Below are 17,896 nucleotides of genomic sequence, written 5' to 3'. Positions count from 1 at the left end.
CCGTTCCCTGATCAGGGGACCCGTGCGCCGCCCCGGCCCGGGCGCCGCGCACCCCCGTACCCGCATGCCCCCCGCAACTGCCCCGGAGGAGAACAACATGGCTCGCAGCGACGTCCTGGTCGACGCCGACTGGGTCCAGGAGCACCTGGACGACCCGACCATCGTGATCGTCGAGGTGGACGAGGACACGTCCGCCTACGACAAGAACCACATCAAGAACGCCGTCCGGATCGACTGGACCAAGGACCTGCAGGACCCGGTCCGCCGTGACTTCGTCGACCAGGAGGGCTTCGAGAAGCTCCTGTCCGACAAGGGCATCGCCAACGACCACACGGTCGTCCTGTACGGCGGCAACAACAACTGGTTCGCCGCCTACGCGTACTGGTACTTCAAGCTGTACGGCCACGAGAACGTCAAGCTCCTCGACGGCGGCCGCAAGAAGTGGGAGCTCGACGCCCGCGAGCTGGTCCCCGGCGACGAGGTGCCGGAGCGCCCGAAGACCGAGTACAAGGCCAAGCCGCAGGACACCTCCATCCGCGCCTTCCGCGACGAGGTCGTGGACGCCATCGGCAAGCAGAACATCGTCGACGTGCGCTCGCCCGACGAGTTCGCCGGCAAGCTGCTCGCCCCGGCCCACCTGCCGCAGGAGCAGTCGCAGCGCCCCGGCCACGTGCCGACCTCCCGCAACATCCCGTGGTCGAAGAACGCCAACGACGACGGCACCTTCAAGTCCGACGAGGAGCTCAAGAAGCTCTACGAGGACGAGGAGATCGACCTGTCCAAGGACACCATCGCCCTGTGCCGCATCGGTGAGCGCTCCGCGCTGTCCTGGTTCGTGCTGCACGAGCTGCTCGGCGTGGAGAACGTCAAGAACTACGACGGCTCCTGGACCGAGTACGGCTCCCTCGTCGGCGTGCCGATCGAGCTCGGCTCCGGCAAGTAATCCCTCCCCGACCGACCTCTCAGGAGTAAGACATGTGCGGTGCGAAGGCCGGCGGCCCGGACGCCTCGACGATCAAGCCCGGTGAGACCACCATCCAGGGTCAGGTGACCCGCGACGGCGAGCCGGTGACGGGCTACGTCCGTCTGCTGGACTCGACCGGCGAGTTCACCGCGGAGGTCCCCACCTCCGCCACCGGACAGTTCCGCTTCTACGCGGCGGAGGGCACCTGGACCGTCCGCGCCCTGGTGCCCGGCGGCACCGCCGACCGCACGGTCGTCGCCCAGCAGGGCGGCCTGGCCGAGGTCGCGATCGCGGTCTGAGCAGGGTCCGTACGAAGGGCCGCGTCGGTGACGGACGCGGCCCTTCGGCATGTCCGGACCTACGCTGGAGGTATGTACGCGCGCAGGCGGCACACCTACTTCGCGCTGATGGGCGGCTGCATCGGGCTGTTCGTCCTGGCCTGGGGCGTCGTACGCCTGTGGTCGGTGCCCGCCGCCGTGGCGATGTGCCTGGTGGCCATGGTGATCCCGCCGGTCGCCGCGGTCGTCGCCAACCGCCGCGGCCCCGACGACCGCTGGTGGGACGACCCCTCCGGAGACCCGCAGTCCGACGAATGGTGGGACGAGCTGGACGGCAAGAAGGGGCCCCGCTAGCCCCGTCAGTACACGAGGGCCTGTGTGCCGTCCGCCATGGCCTCCTGCACGAAGACCTGCGCTCCCGCGATCCGCACGCCCTCGATCACGTCCTTCTCCGTGATGTCCCGGCGCGCGGCGCACTGCGTGCACAGCGTGACCCGGCCGGCCGCCAGCACCGAGTCCAGCAGGTCCGGCAGCGGGGCGGCGTGCGGCAGCTCGAACTCCGCGGCCCGCCCCGGCAGCGCGAACCACGCCGACTCCCCGGTGAGCCACAGCGACACCTCGACCCCACTGGCCGCGGCCACGGCGGCCACCGTGAACGCCTGAGAACAGCGCTCGGGTGCGTCGGCCCCGGCGGTCACCTTGATCACGAGCTTTTTCGCCATGACCGCATCGTAGTCAGGCCCCACCTCGCACGACGGGGCCCGCACCCGGCCGCGTAAGCTGGGGACCGGCCCTGTGCACACCCTCGCACCCCGCTCAAGGAGCACACCGTGATCGCCTTCTTCGAAACCCTGCTGGTCCTGGTCTGCGTCGGCGTTCTCGCCTTCGCCGGGCTGACCGTGAAGAAGCTGTTCCAGGGCCAGCGCTGATCACCGACGCCAGGAAGTTCCCCTCATGATCGAGATCCCGTCCGACCTGCACAAGGACCTCGTCCCGCTCGCGTTCCTGCTCGGCAACTGGGCGGGTGCGGGCGTGCACGACTTCCCCGGTTCCGAGAAGTGCAACTTCGGCCAGGAGGTCACCTTCACCCACGACGGGCGGGACTTCCTGGAGTACAGCTCGCGCACCTGGGTGCTCGACGCCGAGGGCAACAAGGTCCGCCCGCTGGAGTCCGAGCACGGCTACTGGCGGATCGACGCCGACCGCAAGGTCGAGGTGACCATGGTCCGCGACGCCGGCGTCGTCGAGATCTGGTACGGCGAGATGGCCGAGAAGAAGCCGCAGATCGACCTGGTCACGGACGCCGTCGCCCGCACCGCCGCCGCCGGCCCGTACACCGGCGGCAAGCGGCTGTACGGCTACGTCAAGGGCGACCTGATGTGGGTCGGCGAGAAGCAGACCCCCGAGGTCGAGCTGCGCCCCTACATGTCGGCGCACCTGAAGAAGGTCGTCACCCCGGAGGAGGTCGAGCGCTGGGCCAAGGCCCTGCCCGACGACATGCCGGACGACGGCATCGCCTTCTTCAAGTAGGCCGTCCGGCCCCAGGGTGATCCACACGCCAGGCCCTAGACTCGTGGTGTGGTGAGCACCGACTGGAAGAGCGACCTCAGGCAGCGCGGCTACCGGCTGACGCCCCAGCGCCAGCTCGTGCTCGAAGCCGTCGACACCCTGGAGCACGCGACCCCCGACGACATCCTCGTGGAAGTGAGGAAGACGGCGTCGGGGGTCAACATCTCCACCGTCTACCGCACCCTCGAGCTCCTCGAGGAGCTGGGCCTGGTCAGCCACGCCCATCTCGGGCACGGCGCGCCGACCTACCACCTCGCCGACCGCCACCACCACCTCCACCTGGTCTGCCGCGACTGCACCAAGGTGATCGAGGCGGACGTGGAGGTGGCCGCCGAGTTCACGGAGAAGCTGAGGGACACCTTCGGCTTCGACACCGACATGAAGCACTTCGCGATCTTCGGCCGGTGCCAGGACTGTTCCCTGAAGACTTCAACTACCGAGTCGTAGGCTAGGCGTATGAAAAGCCCCCTGCTGACCCTGCCCGGCGCCGTCCCCGCCGAGGGCGTGGACGAAGGCGTGGCCGCCCACTACGGCGACCTGTTCCGTGAGCAGCGCGCCCTCGCCGACGGCACCGGCTTCGTCGACCTGTCCCACCGCGGGGTCGTCACCGTCTCCGGCCCCGAGCGGCTCGGCTGGCTCCACCTGCTGCTCACCCAGCATGTCCAGGAGCTGCCGCCGCACCAGGCCACCGAGGCGCTGATCCTGTCCGCCAACGGCCACATCGAGCACGCGCTCTACCTGGTCGACGACGGCGAGACGACCTGGGCGCACGTCGAGCCCGGCACCCAGGAGGCGCTGGTCGCGTACCTGGAGTCGATGAAGTTCTTCTACCGGGTCGAGGTCGCCGACCGCACCGAGGACATCGCGGTGGTGCACCTGCCCGCCGGGTCCATCACCGAGGTGCCCGAGGGCGTGGCGGTGCGCGAGACGCCGTACGGCAGGGACCTCTTCCTGCCCCGCGGCGACCTGGAGGAGTTCGCGACCGAGGCGGGCCCCGCCGCCGGTCTCCTCGCCTACGAGGCGCTGCGCGTCGAGCAGCACCGGCCGCGCCTCGGCTTCGAGACCGACCACCGCACCATCCCGCACGAGCTGGGCTGGATCGGCTCCGCCGTGCACCTGCAGAAGGGCTGCTACCGCGGCCAGGAGACGGTCGCCCGCGTGCAGAACCTGGGCAAGCCGCCGCGCCGGCTGGTCTTCCTGCACCTGGACGGCAGCGAGGTGCACCTGCCGGTGCCGGGCACCGAGCTGCGCCTCGCGGACGACGGCCCCGACGGCCGGAAGATCGGCTTCATCACGACCTCCGTACGCCACCACGAGCTGGGCCCGGTCGCCCTCGCCCTGGTGAAGCGGAACGTCCCGGTGGACGCCCGGCTGCTCGCCGGGGACACGGCCGCCGCGCAGGAGACCGTCGTCGAGCCGTGAGCCGTGAGCCGTGAGCCGTACGTGCGGTGCGGCTCACCTCTCCGAGCGGCTCACATCTCCAGCAGCACGGTGAACGGGCCGTCGTTCGTCAGCGACACCCGCATCTGCGCGCCGAACCGGCCCGTCGCCACCGTCGCGCCCAGCGCGCGCAGCTGCGCCACCACCTCGTCGACCAGCGGCTCGGCGAGATCGCCGGGGGCGGCCGCGTTCCAGGTGGGGCGGCGGCCCTTGCGGGCGTCCCCGTAGAGGGTGAACTGGCTGATCACCAGGAGCGGCGCGCCGACGTCGCTGCACGACTTCTCGTCCTTCAGCATCCGGATCGACCACAGCTTGCGGGCGAGCTGCGCCGCCTTCTCCTTGGTGTCCTCGTGGGTCACGCCGACCAGGACGCACAGGCCCTCGCCCTCGATCTCCCCCACGGTCTCGCCGTCCACCACGACGCTCGCGCCGTCCACCCTCTGCACCACTGCACGCATACGCCCATGATGCCGGTCCGCGAACAGACGACCGACGGCGGCCCGCGATCCACCCCGGTCGGGCTATTTTTACTCCTTAGCGCCCATCTGGGGCGGATCGGGGCCACTCGCTCACATTGCGGCCGCCAGGGGTGGCACGATGCTGGCACATGCCGGTCGAGGGGACGGTTGAGGCACATGAGCACATCGGGGATCGGGCAGTCGTTCGCGGCTGTCGCGTTGACCCAAGGGCCGACCCAGGGGCTGACCCCGGGGTTGCCCCAAGGGGGCGGCGGGGAACGGGAGTTCCGCCGGCCGCCCACACAGCGCACGGACAGCCCCGCGCTGCCCGGGGACGGGGCGGAGGACGAACTGACCGGGCTGAGCCTGGCCGAGCTGCGCACGAAGCGGCGGGACGCACAGCGCGACGAGGCCGACCTCAGTTACGTACGGAGGCTGCTGCAAGGGCGGATCGACATCCTGCGCGCGGAGCTGGCCCGGCGTGGCCTGCCGGGAGGGGTGCCCGCGGCCGTCGCGCCGGGGGAGACCCCCGTCGTGGAGCGGCTGCCGGAGATCCTGCGGGACACCCCCGCGCGTCACCGCTCCTCCGCCCGCCATCTGACGCTGGGCACACCGCGGAGCGAGGAGTACCGGCGGCTGGCCTCCGAGATGCTCGCCGAGGTGGAGCTCTCCGACCTCGGCGCGCGCACGGACGGCGAGCTGCACACCGCCATGGGCCGGCTGGTGGGGTACGAGCAGCAGGTGTCGCGCCGCAGGCAGCGGCTGCAGCGCACCGCCGACGCGTGCGGGGCGGAGATCACCCGGCGCTACCGGGAGGGGGAGGCGCAGGTCGACGACCTGCTGATGTGAGATCCGGGGCCGGGAGGGAGGTCAGGGAAAACCGCGTCGACACCCGCCCGGGGGCCGACCTACCGTGAGCCCATGACCTCCCGTGCCGACATCGACGTACGCCCCATCGACGAGTCCGAGTTCCCCGACTGGAGCCGGGCGATGAACGTCGGATTCCTGAGGGAACCGACCATCAGCGAGGAGTTCCTGGAGGCGCGCCGGGCGCAGTTCACACCCGGACGCACGGTGGGCGCCTTCGACGACGGGCGGTGCGTCGCCACCTTCCGTTCCTTCGCGCAGGAGCTCACCGCGGTCGGCGGGGCGGCCGTGCCGGCCGACGCGGTCACCAACGTCACCGTCTCCCCGACCCACCGCAGGCGCGGCCTGCTGACCCGGATGATGGCGCAGGACCTGGCGGCGGCCAAGGAGCGCGGGGACGTCGTCGCCACGCTGATCGCCGCCGAGTACCCGATCTACGGGCGGTACGGCTTCGGCCCGGCCACCTGGACCACCCAGTGGACGATCGACGTGCCGCGCACCGGGCTCGACCCGCGCTGGGCGGGCCCGGACGACGGCGGCCGCATCGACCTGGTGGACGCCGAGGACGTCCGCAAGCTCGGCCCCGAACTGCACGGGCGGCTGCGCCGGTCCCAGCCGGGCGTGGTGAGCCGCGACGAGCTGTGGTGGCAGCTCACCACCGGCTCCGTGCGCATCTTTTCGCAGTTCCACGAGCCGTTCTACGTGACCTACCGCTCGGCGGCCGGTGAGATCGAGGGCATGGCCGCCTACACCACGGACGACACGTGGGGTGATGCCAAGCAGCCGCTGAACACGGCCAAGGTGAAGTGGCTGATCGGGACGACCCCGGCCGCCGAGCGGGCCCTGTGGCGGTACCTGTGCTCGATCGACTGGGTGGTCAAGGTGAAGAGCGGGTACCGCGCCCCGGACGACCTGCTGCCGCACCTCCTCCCCGATCCGCGCGCCGCCGCCGTCACCACCCACGCCGACTGGCTGTGGGTGCGCATCCTCGACGTCGTACGGGCCCTGGAGGCGCGGACGTACGAGGGGACGGGGGCGCTGGTGCTGGAGGTGGCCGACGCGGGTGGGCTGGCCGGAGGGCGGTACCGGCTGGAGGCGTCGGCGGACGGCGCCGGGACCTGCGCGCCGACGACCGAGAACCCGGACCTCTCCCTCGACGTGGCCGACCTGGCCACGCTGTGGCTCGGCGACGAGTCGGCGGTGCGGCTCGCGGCACTGGGCCGGGTTCGGGAAGAACGAGCGGGCGCCGCCCGTCAGGCCGACGCCCTGCTGCGTACGTCCAGGCGACCGTGGTGCCCGGACATCTTCTGAGTGCTGTCGCCGGGTGAGCGCGGTTCGCGTGGCCGCGCTCCTGGTGCCGCTTCCTCCTTCTGGCGGGGACGGGTGGGCGTGCTCGTGCATCCGTAGCGAGCTGTTCAGTTGTGGTTGTGGTGGTGCTGCCCGCCGACGGGCTCCCGGCTCCCCTCCGGAAGGGAGCCCGGCCGGCGGTCCGTGCGGAGTGCCGTCAGCCGGACTGGGCGAACAGCATCACGAGGATGACCGCGCCGATGCCGCCGAGCATGGTGCTGCGCGCCTTGATGCCCACCGTGAGGGCGACGAAGGCGATGATCCCCATCGGGCCGTACTTCCACTGGACGAGCTGCTCGAACCCGATGGCCAGTGCGGCGACGACGACGGCGACGATCGGCATGGCGGTCCCCCTTTGTCCGGTGGCCTCCCCCACCGCCGTCCTGGTGAGCCAACCCCTGTATGGGTCTGCCAGGTTGGGCGAGTTGGTGACCAACTTGTTCTTAGTTATCTCCACTTGGAAGAGGCCTATAACCACCCTTCGTTGAACTGCCGTAAGATGGCGAGAAGTTGTAGTGTTTGGCCGTGGAGCCGGAACACGCCACCGTCAATGGACGGAAGAAGCCACAGCGGCCACAGCGGACGCATCGCGAGGTGGCCGACGAGCTGCGCGCCCGGATCCGGTCCGGAGTGCTGCGGCCGGGCCAGCGCATGCCCACGCAGGCGCAGCTGGCCGCCGAGTTCGGCGTCGAGCGGCAGGCCGTGCGGGGCGCGTTGCGCATCCTGCAGTCGGAACATCTGCTGACGAACATCTCCAAAGGGGCGCCCGCGACGGTCGCCGATCGTGCCGACCGCGCCCCGGCGGGCCCCGCGGCCCCGCCACAGCCCACCACGGTGGCGCTCGCACCGCGGATAGCCTCCGCCTTCGAGGCGGAGCACGTGGAGATCGACGCCGTCTGCCTCACCGCCGTCTCGCTCACCCTCGCCATCGGGGAGCCGCTGCGGCAGATCTACGCGGGGCGGCTGAAACCGGCCAAGGTCGACGTCCGGGTGCTGTTGCCCAGCCGGAACATCGATCTGGCCTTCCCGGTGCCGGTGGGCGGGCGCCAGGGCGACGACGACCCGGTGCACGAGCGCTGGCTGGCCCAGCGCAACGCCCAGGGGCAGGTGCTCCGCCACAACCTGCTGGCGCTGCGCGCGACACACGGGATCGACGTGCACGTGAGCTTCCGGGCCCTGCCGTTCACACCACCGGTGAAGCTGTATCTGCTCAACAACACCGAGGCGCTGTTCGCCTATTACACGGTGACCCGCAGCGAGGCGCTGATCGGCCAGGAGACCCTGCCGACGTACGACGCGCAGGGCGTACGGTCGATGCTGTTCGCCTTCGAACAGGGCGACGGGCTGCGCGACACGACCTTCGTGGAACAGTCCCACCTGTGGTTCAACGCACTGTGGGAGACGATCAGTTCGGAGCTGGAGCTCACGGACTGACGTCTCCCACAGAGGTCGGGTCGGGGCCGGCCACGGTCCCGTGGCGGCCGGGGCGGGCCGGTCACAGGGCCGGGCGGGCCACGAGCAGTGCCAGCAGCACCGCTCCGGCGGAGCTGACGCCCGGCCGGTTCGCGTGGATGCCCACGGTGACCAGCAGCAGGCCGAGGAGGCCGGCCGCGCCGTACCTCCACTGGACGAGCTGCTCGACGGTGACGACGACGACGGCGGAGATCAGGGCGATGACGGGCATGGTGTACCCCCTTCGGGCGGAAACGGTGGTACGGGGCGGCGGCGCGAGCGGAACGCTAACTTCCGCCAACTGTGGCAAGTTGGCAACCAACTTCAGTTAAGTTGTCCCCACTTGGCTCCTACTCATAAACAACTTTCAAACAACTGCCTTTAGATGGATCAAAGTTGTAGCGTTTGGTCGTGGCCCAGGAGAACGTGTCAGTGAACGGCAGCAGCAGGCTCTCGGCCCAGGAGATCGCCGACATCCTGCGGGAACGCATCCGCGGGGGTGAACTGAAGGCGGGCGACCGGCTGCCCACACAGGCCGAGCTGGCCGAGGAGTTCGGCGTGGAGCGCGGCACCGTCCGCCAGGCCCTGCGCGCCCTCCAGGACGACGGGCTCCTCAGCAACGTCAGCAAGGGCAGCCCGCCCAGGATCGCCGCGCCCGCACCGGCGCGGGAGGAGCCCCAGCCGACGATGGTGGGGCTGGCGCCCCGGCTGACGGAGGCCTTCTCCACACCCCGCGTGCGGGTCGACGCCGTGTGCCTCACCGCGGAGAGCTTCATGCTGGCGGTCGGCGAGCCGGTCCGGCACATCCACGAGGGCCGTATCCGCCCCGAGGCGATCGACGTGCGCATCATGCTGCCGTCGCGGCGGATCAACCTGGCCTTCCCGGTGCCGGTCGACGGCCGCGACGCCGGCGACGAGGACCCGGTGCACGAGCGGTGGCTGGCCCAGCGCAACTCCCAGGCCCGCGTGCTCCAGCACAACCTCCAGGCGCTGCGCGCCACGCACGGCATCGACGTGCACGTGTCCTTCCGGGCGCTGCCCTTCACCCCGCCGGTGAAGCTGTACCTGCTCAACGGCGAGGAGGCGCTGATCGGTTACTACATGCTGACCCGGCGCGAGGAGGAGTGGGAGAGCCAGACCCTGGAGATGTACGACGCCCTCGGCTCCGCCTCCCTCCTCTTCTCCTTCGCCAAGCGGGCGGGGCAGCGGGACCGGGCGTTCGTGGAGGAATCCCAGAAGTGGTTCGACGCCCTCTGGGAAACCATCACGACGGACCTGACACTCTCCTAGTGACTTCTGAGACGCAGCAGACTGAATCGGTGACAACCGAGACCGAGACGGAACCGAACGACCTGCGGAACCTGATCGAAGGCGCCCGAGTCGTGCTGTGGGACTTCGACGGCCCGGTCTGCCGGCTGTTCGCGGGCCACTCCGCCGAGCGGGTGGCCAGGGACCTGGTGGACTGGCTGGAAGGGCAGGGGCTGCACGGACTGCTCGAAGACTCCGAGCGCGAGTCCCTGGACCCGCACTTCGTTCTGCGCGCGGTGGACCGCCGGCACCCCGGCAGCGACCTCGTGGCGGAACTCGAGGAACGTCTCACCCAGGAGGAGCTGAAGGCCGCGGCCTCCGCGAGACCGACGCCGTACGCAGACCCCCTGGTCCGCACCTGGACGGCGGTGGGCGCCCGCCTGGCCATCACCACGAACAACTCGCCGCGGGTGGTGAAGGAGTACCTGACGTCCCGCGGCGTCCTGCCGTGCTTCGCCCCGCACATCTACGGCCGCACCCAGGAACTCCGCCACCTGAAGCCGCATCCGCACTGCGTCCAGCGGGCGTTGAACGCGATGGGCGCGGCGCCGTCGACGGCGTTGATGATCGGGGACACCCCGTCCGACTTCCTCGCGGCGCGGGCGGCGGGGGTGCCGTTCCTGGGGTACGCGCGGAACGAACGGAAGCACAAGGTGCTGCGGGAGGCGGGGGCGGAGCGGATCGTGGGGTCGCTCGAACCCTTGCTGAAGGCGGTGTGGAAAGCCGGTGAGGTGGGTCAGGCCTGAATCATCAGAGCGGTGAGCAGAACGGCCGCCCCGACGGCGAGCCCTTCACGACGGGCGCGTACGCCTACGCCCACGAGGCGGAGCAGGCCCAGGCGTGGAATCACCTCGCCCGGTGACCGTGGTGCTGTACGATCCGGCCACCGATTGAGCAAAGCTCTTACCCCGTTCGTACCAGGGAGCACATCAGCGACTGGGACGGGCTTCCGTGACTCGGGCACTTGGGTGACACCCCGCTGTCCGGCGCCAGACGCCATGCGGTTGACTTCCGCGTGCGGAAACGGAGGCCGCATGCCTACCGTCATTTGTGTCTCCCTCGTACGTCACGGAGCGGCCAGTGGGCGCACCACCTCTTCCCCGACCGGCCCTCGGGGTGCCCACTTCGCCGGACGACCGGCTCCGCGATTTCGTGGCACGCGCCACGCTGTGCGGTACGGCCGCCAGCGGTCACCATAATCAGAACTACGTGCTGGCACCGGACGAGCCCGAGGCGCGGTTACTGGGCCGTGAGCCGGGGACGTCGGTGACGGTGCGCATCCGCCGGGCCGGGGCGCTGCCGGTGGTGATCCGAACCTGGGACAACGAGGACGAGATCCTCGGGGCGGTCAAGGACGCGCTGCCGCATGTACCGCAGTGTCTCGCGAAGGGCGAGGACTTCGCCGTCCACAGCTATGTGGAAGGCGTTCCGCTCTCCAGCATCTGCGCCAACGGAAAGCCCGTGGACACCCTGCTCGTGCGGGCACTGGCCGGACTGCTCGCCCAGATGACCCGGGTCAGACGCAGCTCCCTGCCACCCCTGCCTCTCCACTGGCCGAGCAACGACACCGACAGCCAGGCGTTCCTGCGCACCCTCGCGCATCTCGCGGACGAGCAGATCCGCCGGCCCAATTGGACTGCCTTCGGCGGACTGTTCGCGGCGCTCGGCATCCCGGAGGACGCCCTGGTCCGGCTGGCCGAGCGAACCCCCGCCATGGCGCGACGGCCGTACAGCCTGCTCCACGCCGACCTGCACCGGGACAACGTGATCGTCTCCTACGGCGAATCGCTTCCTCTCATCTGTGTCGACTGGGAACTGGCGACGTACGGCGACCCCCTCCACGACCTGGCGACCCACCTGGTGCGCATGCGGTACCCGGATCACCAGTGGCCCGAGGTGATCGGCGCGTGGGAAGAGGCCATGCGCCGCGTCCGCCCGGCGGCCGTGAACGGGCTGGGCAAGGACCTCCAGCACTACCTCGACTTCGAGCGCGCGCAGTCCGTGTTCCCGGACGTGATGCGGGCGGCGCAGTCCCTCGAGCAGGCGTACTCGCAGAAGAACCTGGACGAGGCGACGGCAGAGGTGGAGCGGGCGCTGCACGCGGCCGCGCGGCCGCTCGGACTGCGGAGCCTCCCCGGGCCGAAGGAGATCGAGCGCGCCCTGTTCCGCTGGCTGGCGTCACGCGAGGTGCGCGGCGCTCAGGTCGTCGGGTGGTTGCCGGACCGGCGCCTCACGCTGCCGGACGACTTCGGTGAGAGGGACGTCCTCGATGCCCTGTCGGTCGAGGGCGCGGCCCCGGCCAGCCGCGTCTTCAAGGGAACGGCCCACCTCAACACCGTGGTTCGGGTTCCCGGGGCCTGTTACCCGGTGGTCGTCCGGCGCAGGCTGCCCGACGTCACCCGGCTGGAGCCGCACTTCCTCAGCGAGCACGCCGTGCTGCGCAGCATCGAGGAGGCGAAGGTCGCCGTGAACGCGCCCAGGGCGCTGGCACTGGGCGAGACGTACGCGAACGATCACTTCGCGATCCACACCTACATGGGACCGGAGGACGTCGACCGCCCCCCGAACCACCCCGTGCACGGCCTTCTGCCCCACGAGGCGGACGGATTGGTGGACCAGCTCTGCGCCCTGACCCGGGTGGACTACAAGCAGATCGACCCGACGGCCGGCGAGCCGGGCTTCCACCGGTGGCTCACGGCCCAATTGGTGCGCCTCGTCGCCGAGCTCCCCAGAAAGACGCAGCAACTCGCCCGGCAGCTGGGACTGCCGGACGCCGAACGCCTCGCCCACATCCTGTCCCGACAGGAGGTGAGCCACCGGAAGCCCTCCCTCCTCCACGGCGACCTCAACCCGTGGAACCTGGTGCGCCGGGACGGCGGGCTGAGCATCATCGACTGGGAGATGGCCCTCATCGGCGATCCCCTCTACGACCTGGTCCGGCACATGCACCTCACCCCGACCCGCCCGGAGATCCGGGACCGCATGTTCCGCCGCTGGGCACGCAAGCTCCCGCCGGAGTACACACGCGACTGGCAGAAGGACTGGCAGGTGTACCGGCGCCTGGAGGTCGTCCGCTCCGCGTACATCGACCTCGACCGCATCGTCACCGGTGCGAGCCTCGACGCCCCCAACGTCCGCCGGGCGGTCGCCTCGTACGCGGTGACCCTGGCGGTCGCCACAGGCGCCCTCGGCCTGCCGGTCCGGGCCACGGCCAACCCGTACCTGGCCCGCGCGCTGGGCTGAGGCCGTCGCGCCCCGGGCAGTGCGTAGGCTCGCCGCATGAGCGAGATCGGGCTGCGGGAGCGCAAGAAGCGGCGGATGTACCGGACCGTGTCGGACCTTGCGATCCGGATGTTCCAGGAGCGCGGGTTCGAGGCGGTGTCCGTCGCGGAGGTGGCCGCCGCGGCCGAGATCTCCAAGCCGACGCTCTTCCGGTACTTCCCCGCCAAGGAGGACCTCGTCCTGTACCGGATCGCGGACCACGAGGAGGAGCCCGCCCGGGTCGTGCGGGAGGGGCCGACACCCATCGAGGCGCTGAAGCGTCACTTCCTGGAGGGGCTGGAGCGCCGGGACCCGGTGACGGGGCTCAACGACGACCCCGAGGTGCTCTCCTTCCACGCCCTGCTCTACGGCACGCCGTCCCTGGTCGCCCGGCTGCACAGCCATCTCGAGCGCTCCGAGGAGGCGCTGGCCGAGGCGCTCGGCGGCGGGCTCGACGCCCGGCTGGCCGCCGGACAGATCATCGCCGTACGGCGGATCCTCGCGCAGGAGAACTGGCGGCGGATCGCGGCGGGGGAGCGCCTCGACGCCGTACGGGAGGACGCGGTGGCCGCGGCGGAGCGGGCGTTCGGGGTGCTGGAGCACAGCCTCCCGGTTGCGTGACTAAGTAAAAAAGATTACTGAGTAACGTTTCTTGCTACGCTCGGGGGAATGACGTCCGACGCCCCCGTGCCCCAGCACGCCCTCCCCCAGGAACGCGCCCATCACGACCGCTGCCGTGCAGCCCTCGCCGCCATGACCGGAGGCGCCGACGAGCAGGTGCTTTCCGGTGAGGACGTCTCCGCGTCCGGCGCCGACGCCGAGGTCCTCGGGTACCGGCTGCGCAGCCGGGCCAAGGAACTGCGTGAACTGCCGCCAGGCCCGCTGTTCTTCGGGCGGCTGGACTTCGGCCGGGACGAACCCGGCCACGCCGGGCAGAGCTACCACGTCGGACGCCTGCGGATCACCGAACACCCGGCCGCCCCGCCCCTGGTGGTCGACTGGCGGGCACCGGTGTCCCGCACCTTCTACCAGGCGTCCGCCCGTGACCCGCACGGTGTGGCCGTGCGCCGCCGGTTCGGCTGGGCGCCCGGCAGCAAGGGCGACTCCCGTGACCTCACCGGCCTGGAGGACGAGCACCTGGAGCGGGGCGAGGACCGGGTCAGCGGAATCGTCGCCCGGGAGATCGAGCGGCCGCGTGTCGGGCCGATGCGGGACATCGCCGCCACCATCCAGCCCGAGCAGGACGACCTCGTCCGCGGCGGCCTGGACCTCACCGTGTGCGTGCAGGGCGCTCCCGGCACCGGCAAGACCGCCGTCGGCCTGCACCGGGCGGCCTATCTGCTCTACACCCATCCGCAGCGGATGCGCCGCGGCGGCCTCCTCGTCCTCGGCCCGAACCGGACCTTCCTCACCTACATCGCCGAGGTGCTGCCCTCCCTCGGCGAGACCGGCGTACGGCAGTCGACCCTCGCCGAGGAGATCGCCCGGCACCCGGTGACCGGTGAGGACGACGAGCGGACCGCCCTCCTCAAGCACGACGCCCGCACAGCAGAGGTCCTGCGCCGGGCGTTGTACGCGCGGGTGCACACCGATCACGCGGACTCCCTCGCCGTCCCGGACGGCTCCTGCCGGTGGCGGGTCGACGGGGACGCACTCGCCCGGATCGTCACCGGCGTGCTGCACGAGAAACCGCCGTACGCCGTGGGGCGGGAGCGGGTGCGGGCCCGGATCGTGCGGGCCGTCCAGGACCAGGCCGAGCGGCGCAGCGGTCCGCGGGGCGCCGCCTGGGTGCGCCGGATCGAGCGGGCGCGGCCGGTGTCGGCGTACGTGGACGCCGTCTGGCCGCTCGTGCGGCCGGAGCAGGTGGTGGCGGAATTGCTGTCCGACGCCGACCGGTTGGCGCGGGCGGCCGACGGGATCATGGACGCGGAGGAGCAGAAGGGTCTGCTGTGGGCGTGCCCGCCGCGGTCATGGCGGTCGGCGGTCTGGTCGTCCGCCGATCTGCTGCTGCTCGACGAGGTGGCCGGGCTGATCGAGCACCCCGAGGGGTATGGGCACGTCGTGATCGACGAGGCGCAGGACCTGTCCCCGATGGAGTGCAGGGCCATCGCCCGCAGGGCCGCCTTCGGGTCGCTCACGGTGCTGGGCGACCTGGCGCAGGGGACGACACCCTGGGCATCCCGCTCCTGGGCCGGAACGCTGCGTCACCTGGGCCGTCCCGAGGCGGCCGTCGTGCCGCTGACCACCGGTTTCCGGGTACCGCAGGCGGTGGTGGAGCTGGCCAACCGGCTGCTGGGGCGACTGGACGTCGATGTGCCGGCGGCCCGCTCCCTGCGCCCGGACGGCGAGGTGCGCAGCCGGGTCGTGGACGACCCCGCCGAAGTGCCGGGCGCGGTCGTCGCCGCCGTAGAGGACGCCCTGGAGCGGGAGGGGTCCGTGGGCGTCGTGGCGGCGGATGCCGATGTGCCCGCGCTGCTGCGGGCGTTGGCGGAGGCGGGCGTCGAGGCCGCGGGGCCGGAGTGCCCGGCGGCGCGTGTCAGCGTGGTGCCCGCGAGCGTCGTCAAGGGTCTGGAGTACGACCACGTGGTGGCGGTGGAGCCGGCCGCGATCGCCGAGGCGGAGGAGCGCGGACTGCACCGGCTCTACGTGGTGCTGACCCGGGCGGTGTCCCGCCTGGAGGTGGTACGGGCGCGGCCGTTGCCGTTCTGACGCGGCGACCGGCCGCTCATGCCCCCTCGTCCTCCACCGGCGGCTCCAACGCCCGCAGCCACCGTTCCGTCTGTGCCACATGGGCCTCCGCCGCGCCCGCCGCCGCTCCCGGATCGTGGGCGGCGATGGCCGTGGCGAGGACGCGGTGGTCGGCGTCGCTCTTGCGGCGGAGGTCGGGGCCCTCGGGGAGGGTGAAGACCTGGTACTTGCGGGAGCGGGAGCGGAAGACCGTCAGGAGGGAGGCCAGGGTGGGGTTGCCGGCCGCGCGGGCGATCTCCGCATGGAAGCGGTGGTCCAGGTCGGACGCCTTGGTCGGGTCCTGCGTGGCCTCCATCGCCTCGATGAGCGAGAACAGCGTCTCGATGGTCTCCGGGGTCGCGCGGGCCGCCGCCTGCGCCGCCACGTGCGCCTCCAGGACGCGGCGGATCTCGTAGACCTCCAGCAGGCCCGGCAGGGGCAGGAGTTGCAGGGTCAGGGAGAGGCTGCCGATCAGGTCCTCGGGGCGCAGCTGCGAGACGTACGTGCCCGAGCCGTGGCGCGGTTCGATCACGCCCAGCGCCGCCAGCATCCGTACCGCCTCGCGCAACGAGCCGCGGGAGACGCCGAGTTCCTCGCAGAGGTCCGCCTCGGGCGGAATCCGCTCCCCGGCGCCGAGCCGCCCCGTGGCGATCATGTGGCGCAGGCCGTGGAACGCCTTGTCGACTGCCGACATCCGTTGCCTCCCCTGACGGGCCGCGCACTCCGCGCCCCCGCCCGAGTGAACTGTAGCGGGGCGAGAGATCAGATGTCTTCGGTGAAACATTCTCGAGTCATCTGATTTCTTCTGGCTCACAGGGCTTGTCATGGCCGAAAACCCCATGCCAACATCCCGAGTCATCATACGTCTTGGCCTTCGGTTCTCCCGATGGTCCGACGTCCCTCGATGTCCCTCGCGGATGGGAGTCATGTGAGCGAGACCGACGTCAGCACCGCGCCCCGCCCCCTGCTGCTGGCCGACGGCCGGCCCGCGGCGGACGCGTGGTCGCTGGACCCCGCCCTGCGCCACCTCAACCACGGCTCCTTCGGCGCCGTCCCGCTGGTCGCCCAGGAGCGGCAGAACGCGCTGCGGGCGGAGATGGAGCGGGCGCCGGTCGTGTGGTTCCCCGAGCTGCCGGAGCGGATCGCGGCGGCCCGGACCGGCCTCGCCGCGTTCCTCGGCGTGGACGCGGGCGACCTCGCCCTGGTGCCCAACGCCAGCGCCGGCGTCAGCGTCGTCTACGCCAACCTCCCCGCACGGAACGGCGGCGAGATCGTCGTCACCGACCACGGCTACGGCGCCGTCACCATGGGCGCCGAACGCCTCGCCCGCCGCTGGGGCGGCCGCGTCCGCACCGCCCGTGTGCCGCTGGACGCGGACGAGGAGCAGGCGTACGAGGCGGTCATGGCGGAGGTCGGCGACGCCACCGCCCTGCTGGTCGTCGACCAGATCACCTCCGCGACCGCCCGCCGGTTCCCCGTGGAGCGGATCGGCGCGGAGGCGGCCCGCCGCGGGGTGCCGTTCCTCGTCGACGGCGCTCACGCACCCGCCCTGCTCGCCTCGCCGCTCAAGGGCCTCACCTGCGACTTCTGGGCCGGCAACCTCCACAAGTGGGCCTGCGCCCCGCGTGGCACCGCCGCCCTGGTCGCCCGCGGCCCGCTCCGTGACGACCTCCACCCCCTGATCGACTCCTGGGGCGCCCCCGACCCGTACCCGGACCGCTTCGACCAGCAGGGCACGCTCGACGCCACCAACTACCTGGCCGCGCGGACCGCGCTGGACTTCGTCGACAGCACCTGGGGCTGGGACGCGGCCCGCCGCTACATGGACGAGCTGGCCGGGTACGGCGAGCGGGTCGTGGCCGCCGCCGTCACCGCGCTGACCGGCGAGGACGCCCGCGTGGACGTGGGGATGCCGGTTCCCGGCATGCGGCTGGTGCGGCTGCCGGACGGTCTCGCCGACTGCCGGGAGGCCGCGGACGCCCTGCGCGACCGGGCCGCCGCCGAGCTGGGCGTCGAGGCCGCGTTCACCGCCTTCGGCGGGATCGGCTACGTACGGCTGTCCGCGCATCTCTACAACACCGCCGAGGACTACGAGTACTTCGCCGAGCGGTGTGTGCCCGTGCTCGGCGAGTGGGCCCGCGCCTCCCGCCCCTGATCCCCCCCCATCCCCTGTACCTCCTCGCCACCCGCACCCGCGCCCCCCGTCGCCCCGTTCACCGCAAGGA

The 17,896-nt window shown here is 71.4% G+C and carries 20 protein-coding genes; 15 read left to right on the top strand and 5 right to left on the bottom strand.

The features are described 5' to 3' along the window. Positions 1 to 97: 97 nt before the first annotated feature. From AY578_RS15095 to AY578_RS15085, 3 genes are all read left to right on the top strand, one after another. Entirely contained in the window at positions 98 to 943 is an 846-nt protein-coding gene (locus AY578_RS15095; RefSeq protein WP_019524015.1) for a sulfurtransferase, read from the top strand. A gap of 32 nt (positions 944 to 975) precedes the next feature. Then, positions 976 to 1,263, top strand: a complete 288-nt coding sequence (locus tag AY578_RS15090) for a DUF1416 domain-containing protein (protein WP_004986406.1) — start codon at positions 976 to 978, stop codon at positions 1,261 to 1,263. A 72-nt stretch (positions 1,264 to 1,335) separates the two neighbouring features. Beyond that, positions 1,336 to 1,596, top strand: a complete 261-nt coding sequence (locus AY578_RS15085; RefSeq protein WP_019524014.1) for a DUF3099 domain-containing protein — start codon at positions 1,336 to 1,338, stop codon at positions 1,594 to 1,596. A gap of 5 nt (positions 1,597 to 1,601) precedes the next feature. On the opposite strand, the gene AY578_RS15080 is transcribed toward AY578_RS15085, so the two are convergent. Further along, complete coding sequence (locus tag AY578_RS15080) at positions 1,602 to 1,964, bottom strand: DsrE family protein (protein WP_028960573.1); 363 nt, start codon at positions 1,962 to 1,964, stop codon at positions 1,602 to 1,604. Between the two features lie 232 nt (positions 1,965 to 2,196). Between AY578_RS15080 and AY578_RS15075 the strand changes: the two genes are divergently transcribed. Genes AY578_RS15075 through ygfZ form a run of 3 tightly spaced genes read left to right on the top strand, consistent with a single transcriptional unit; the run spans position 2,197 to position 4,233 of the window. Beyond that, positions 2,197 to 2,772: a heme-binding beta-barrel domain-containing protein gene (locus AY578_RS15075; RefSeq protein WP_019524011.1), complete on the top strand. Its 576-nt coding sequence runs from the start codon at positions 2,197 to 2,199 to the stop codon at positions 2,770 to 2,772. Positions 2,773 to 2,820: 48 nt separating this feature from the next. After that, on the top strand, positions 2,821 to 3,258 hold the full coding sequence (locus AY578_RS15070) for a Fur family transcriptional regulator (RefSeq protein WP_019524010.1): 438 nt from the start codon (positions 2,821 to 2,823) through the stop codon (positions 3,256 to 3,258). Positions 3,259 to 3,267: 9 nt separating this feature from the next. Then, a complete protein-coding gene (ygfZ, locus tag AY578_RS15065) occupies positions 3,268 to 4,233 on the top strand; it encodes a CAF17-like 4Fe-4S cluster assembly/insertion protein YgfZ (protein ID WP_019524009.1) in 966 nt (321 codons plus the stop codon). A gap of 50 nt (positions 4,234 to 4,283) precedes the next feature. On the opposite strand, the gene dtd is transcribed toward ygfZ, so the two are convergent. Continuing rightward, positions 4,284 to 4,709 carry a D-aminoacyl-tRNA deacylase gene (dtd, locus tag AY578_RS15060; protein ID WP_026243702.1) on the bottom strand — a complete coding sequence of 142 codons (426 nt, stop codon included), beginning with the start codon at positions 4,707 to 4,709 and terminating at the stop codon, positions 4,284 to 4,286. Between the two features lie 177 nt (positions 4,710 to 4,886). On the opposite strand from dtd, the gene AY578_RS15055 reads away from it, so the two are divergent. Together AY578_RS15055 and AY578_RS15050 are read left to right on the top strand one after the other, a co-directional pair. Continuing rightward, on the top strand, positions 4,887 to 5,558 hold the full coding sequence (locus tag AY578_RS15055; RefSeq protein ID WP_106432478.1) for an RsiG family protein: 672 nt from the start codon (positions 4,887 to 4,889) through the stop codon (positions 5,556 to 5,558). 72 nt (positions 5,559 to 5,630) lie between these two features. Further along, positions 5,631 to 6,887 (top strand): GNAT family N-acetyltransferase, encoded by a 1,257-nt coding sequence (locus AY578_RS15050; protein WP_019524006.1) that lies wholly within the window; start codon positions 5,631 to 5,633, stop codon positions 6,885 to 6,887. Between the two features lie 193 nt (positions 6,888 to 7,080). On the opposite strand, the gene AY578_RS15045 is transcribed toward AY578_RS15050, so the two are convergent. Next, positions 7,081 to 7,266: a hypothetical protein gene (locus AY578_RS15045; RefSeq protein ID WP_019524005.1), complete on the bottom strand. Its 186-nt coding sequence runs from the start codon at positions 7,264 to 7,266 to the stop codon at positions 7,081 to 7,083. A 176-nt stretch (positions 7,267 to 7,442) separates the two neighbouring features. Between AY578_RS15045 and AY578_RS15040 the strand changes: the two genes are divergently transcribed. Continuing rightward, complete coding sequence (locus tag AY578_RS15040) at positions 7,443 to 8,357, top strand: winged helix-turn-helix domain-containing protein (RefSeq protein ID WP_161108331.1); 915 nt, start codon at positions 7,443 to 7,445, stop codon at positions 8,355 to 8,357. 61 nt (positions 8,358 to 8,418) lie between these two features. Here AY578_RS15040 and AY578_RS15035 read toward each other — a convergent pair whose 3' ends face one another. Continuing rightward, positions 8,419 to 8,607 (bottom strand): hypothetical protein, encoded by a 189-nt coding sequence (locus AY578_RS15035; RefSeq protein ID WP_006133950.1) that lies wholly within the window; start codon positions 8,605 to 8,607, stop codon positions 8,419 to 8,421. Between the two features lie 173 nt (positions 8,608 to 8,780). On the opposite strand from AY578_RS15035, the gene AY578_RS15030 reads away from it, so the two are divergent. From AY578_RS15030 to AY578_RS15010, 5 genes are all read left to right on the top strand, one after another. Beyond that, complete coding sequence (locus AY578_RS15030) at positions 8,781 to 9,665, top strand: GntR family transcriptional regulator (RefSeq protein WP_078504546.1); 885 nt, start codon at positions 8,781 to 8,783, stop codon at positions 9,663 to 9,665. Positions 9,666 to 9,694: 29 nt separating this feature from the next. Beyond that, positions 9,695 to 10,429: an HAD family hydrolase gene (locus AY578_RS15025; RefSeq protein WP_019524002.1), complete on the top strand. Its 735-nt coding sequence runs from the start codon at positions 9,695 to 9,697 to the stop codon at positions 10,427 to 10,429. A gap of 406 nt (positions 10,430 to 10,835) precedes the next feature. Continuing rightward, the gene (locus tag AY578_RS15020) at positions 10,836 to 12,926 is read left to right on the top strand and encodes an aminoglycoside phosphotransferase family protein (protein WP_258902643.1); all 2,091 of its coding nucleotides are present in this window, start codon (positions 10,836 to 10,838) and stop codon (positions 12,924 to 12,926) included. Positions 12,927 to 12,962: 36 nt separating this feature from the next. Beyond that, a complete protein-coding gene (locus AY578_RS15015) occupies positions 12,963 to 13,565 on the top strand; it encodes a TetR/AcrR family transcriptional regulator (RefSeq protein WP_258902642.1) in 603 nt (200 codons plus the stop codon). A gap of 48 nt (positions 13,566 to 13,613) precedes the next feature. Then, positions 13,614 to 15,653: a HelD family protein gene (locus AY578_RS15010; RefSeq protein WP_215048796.1), complete on the top strand. Its 2,040-nt coding sequence runs from the start codon at positions 13,614 to 13,616 to the stop codon at positions 15,651 to 15,653. A gap of 16 nt (positions 15,654 to 15,669) precedes the next feature. Here the strand turns inward: AY578_RS15010 and AY578_RS15005 are convergent, their stop codons facing one another. After that, on the bottom strand, positions 15,670 to 16,365 hold the full coding sequence (locus AY578_RS15005; RefSeq protein ID WP_258902641.1) for a FadR/GntR family transcriptional regulator: 696 nt from the start codon (positions 16,363 to 16,365) through the stop codon (positions 15,670 to 15,672). Between the two features lie 234 nt (positions 16,366 to 16,599). On the opposite strand from AY578_RS15005, the gene AY578_RS15000 reads away from it, so the two are divergent. Next, positions 16,600 to 17,826 (top strand): aminotransferase class V-fold PLP-dependent enzyme, encoded by a 1,227-nt coding sequence (locus AY578_RS15000; RefSeq protein ID WP_019523997.1) that lies wholly within the window; start codon positions 16,600 to 16,602, stop codon positions 17,824 to 17,826. Positions 17,827 to 17,896 lie beyond the last annotated feature (70 nt).

It is taken from the genome of Streptomyces thermocarboxydus (assembly GCF_024760485.1).
Taxonomy (GTDB): domain Bacteria; phylum Actinomycetota; class Actinomycetes; order Streptomycetales; family Streptomycetaceae; genus Streptomyces; species Streptomyces cellulosae.
The sequence above is the reverse complement of the archived record's forward strand: the minus strand, read 5'-3'. Positions and strand labels throughout refer to the sequence as shown.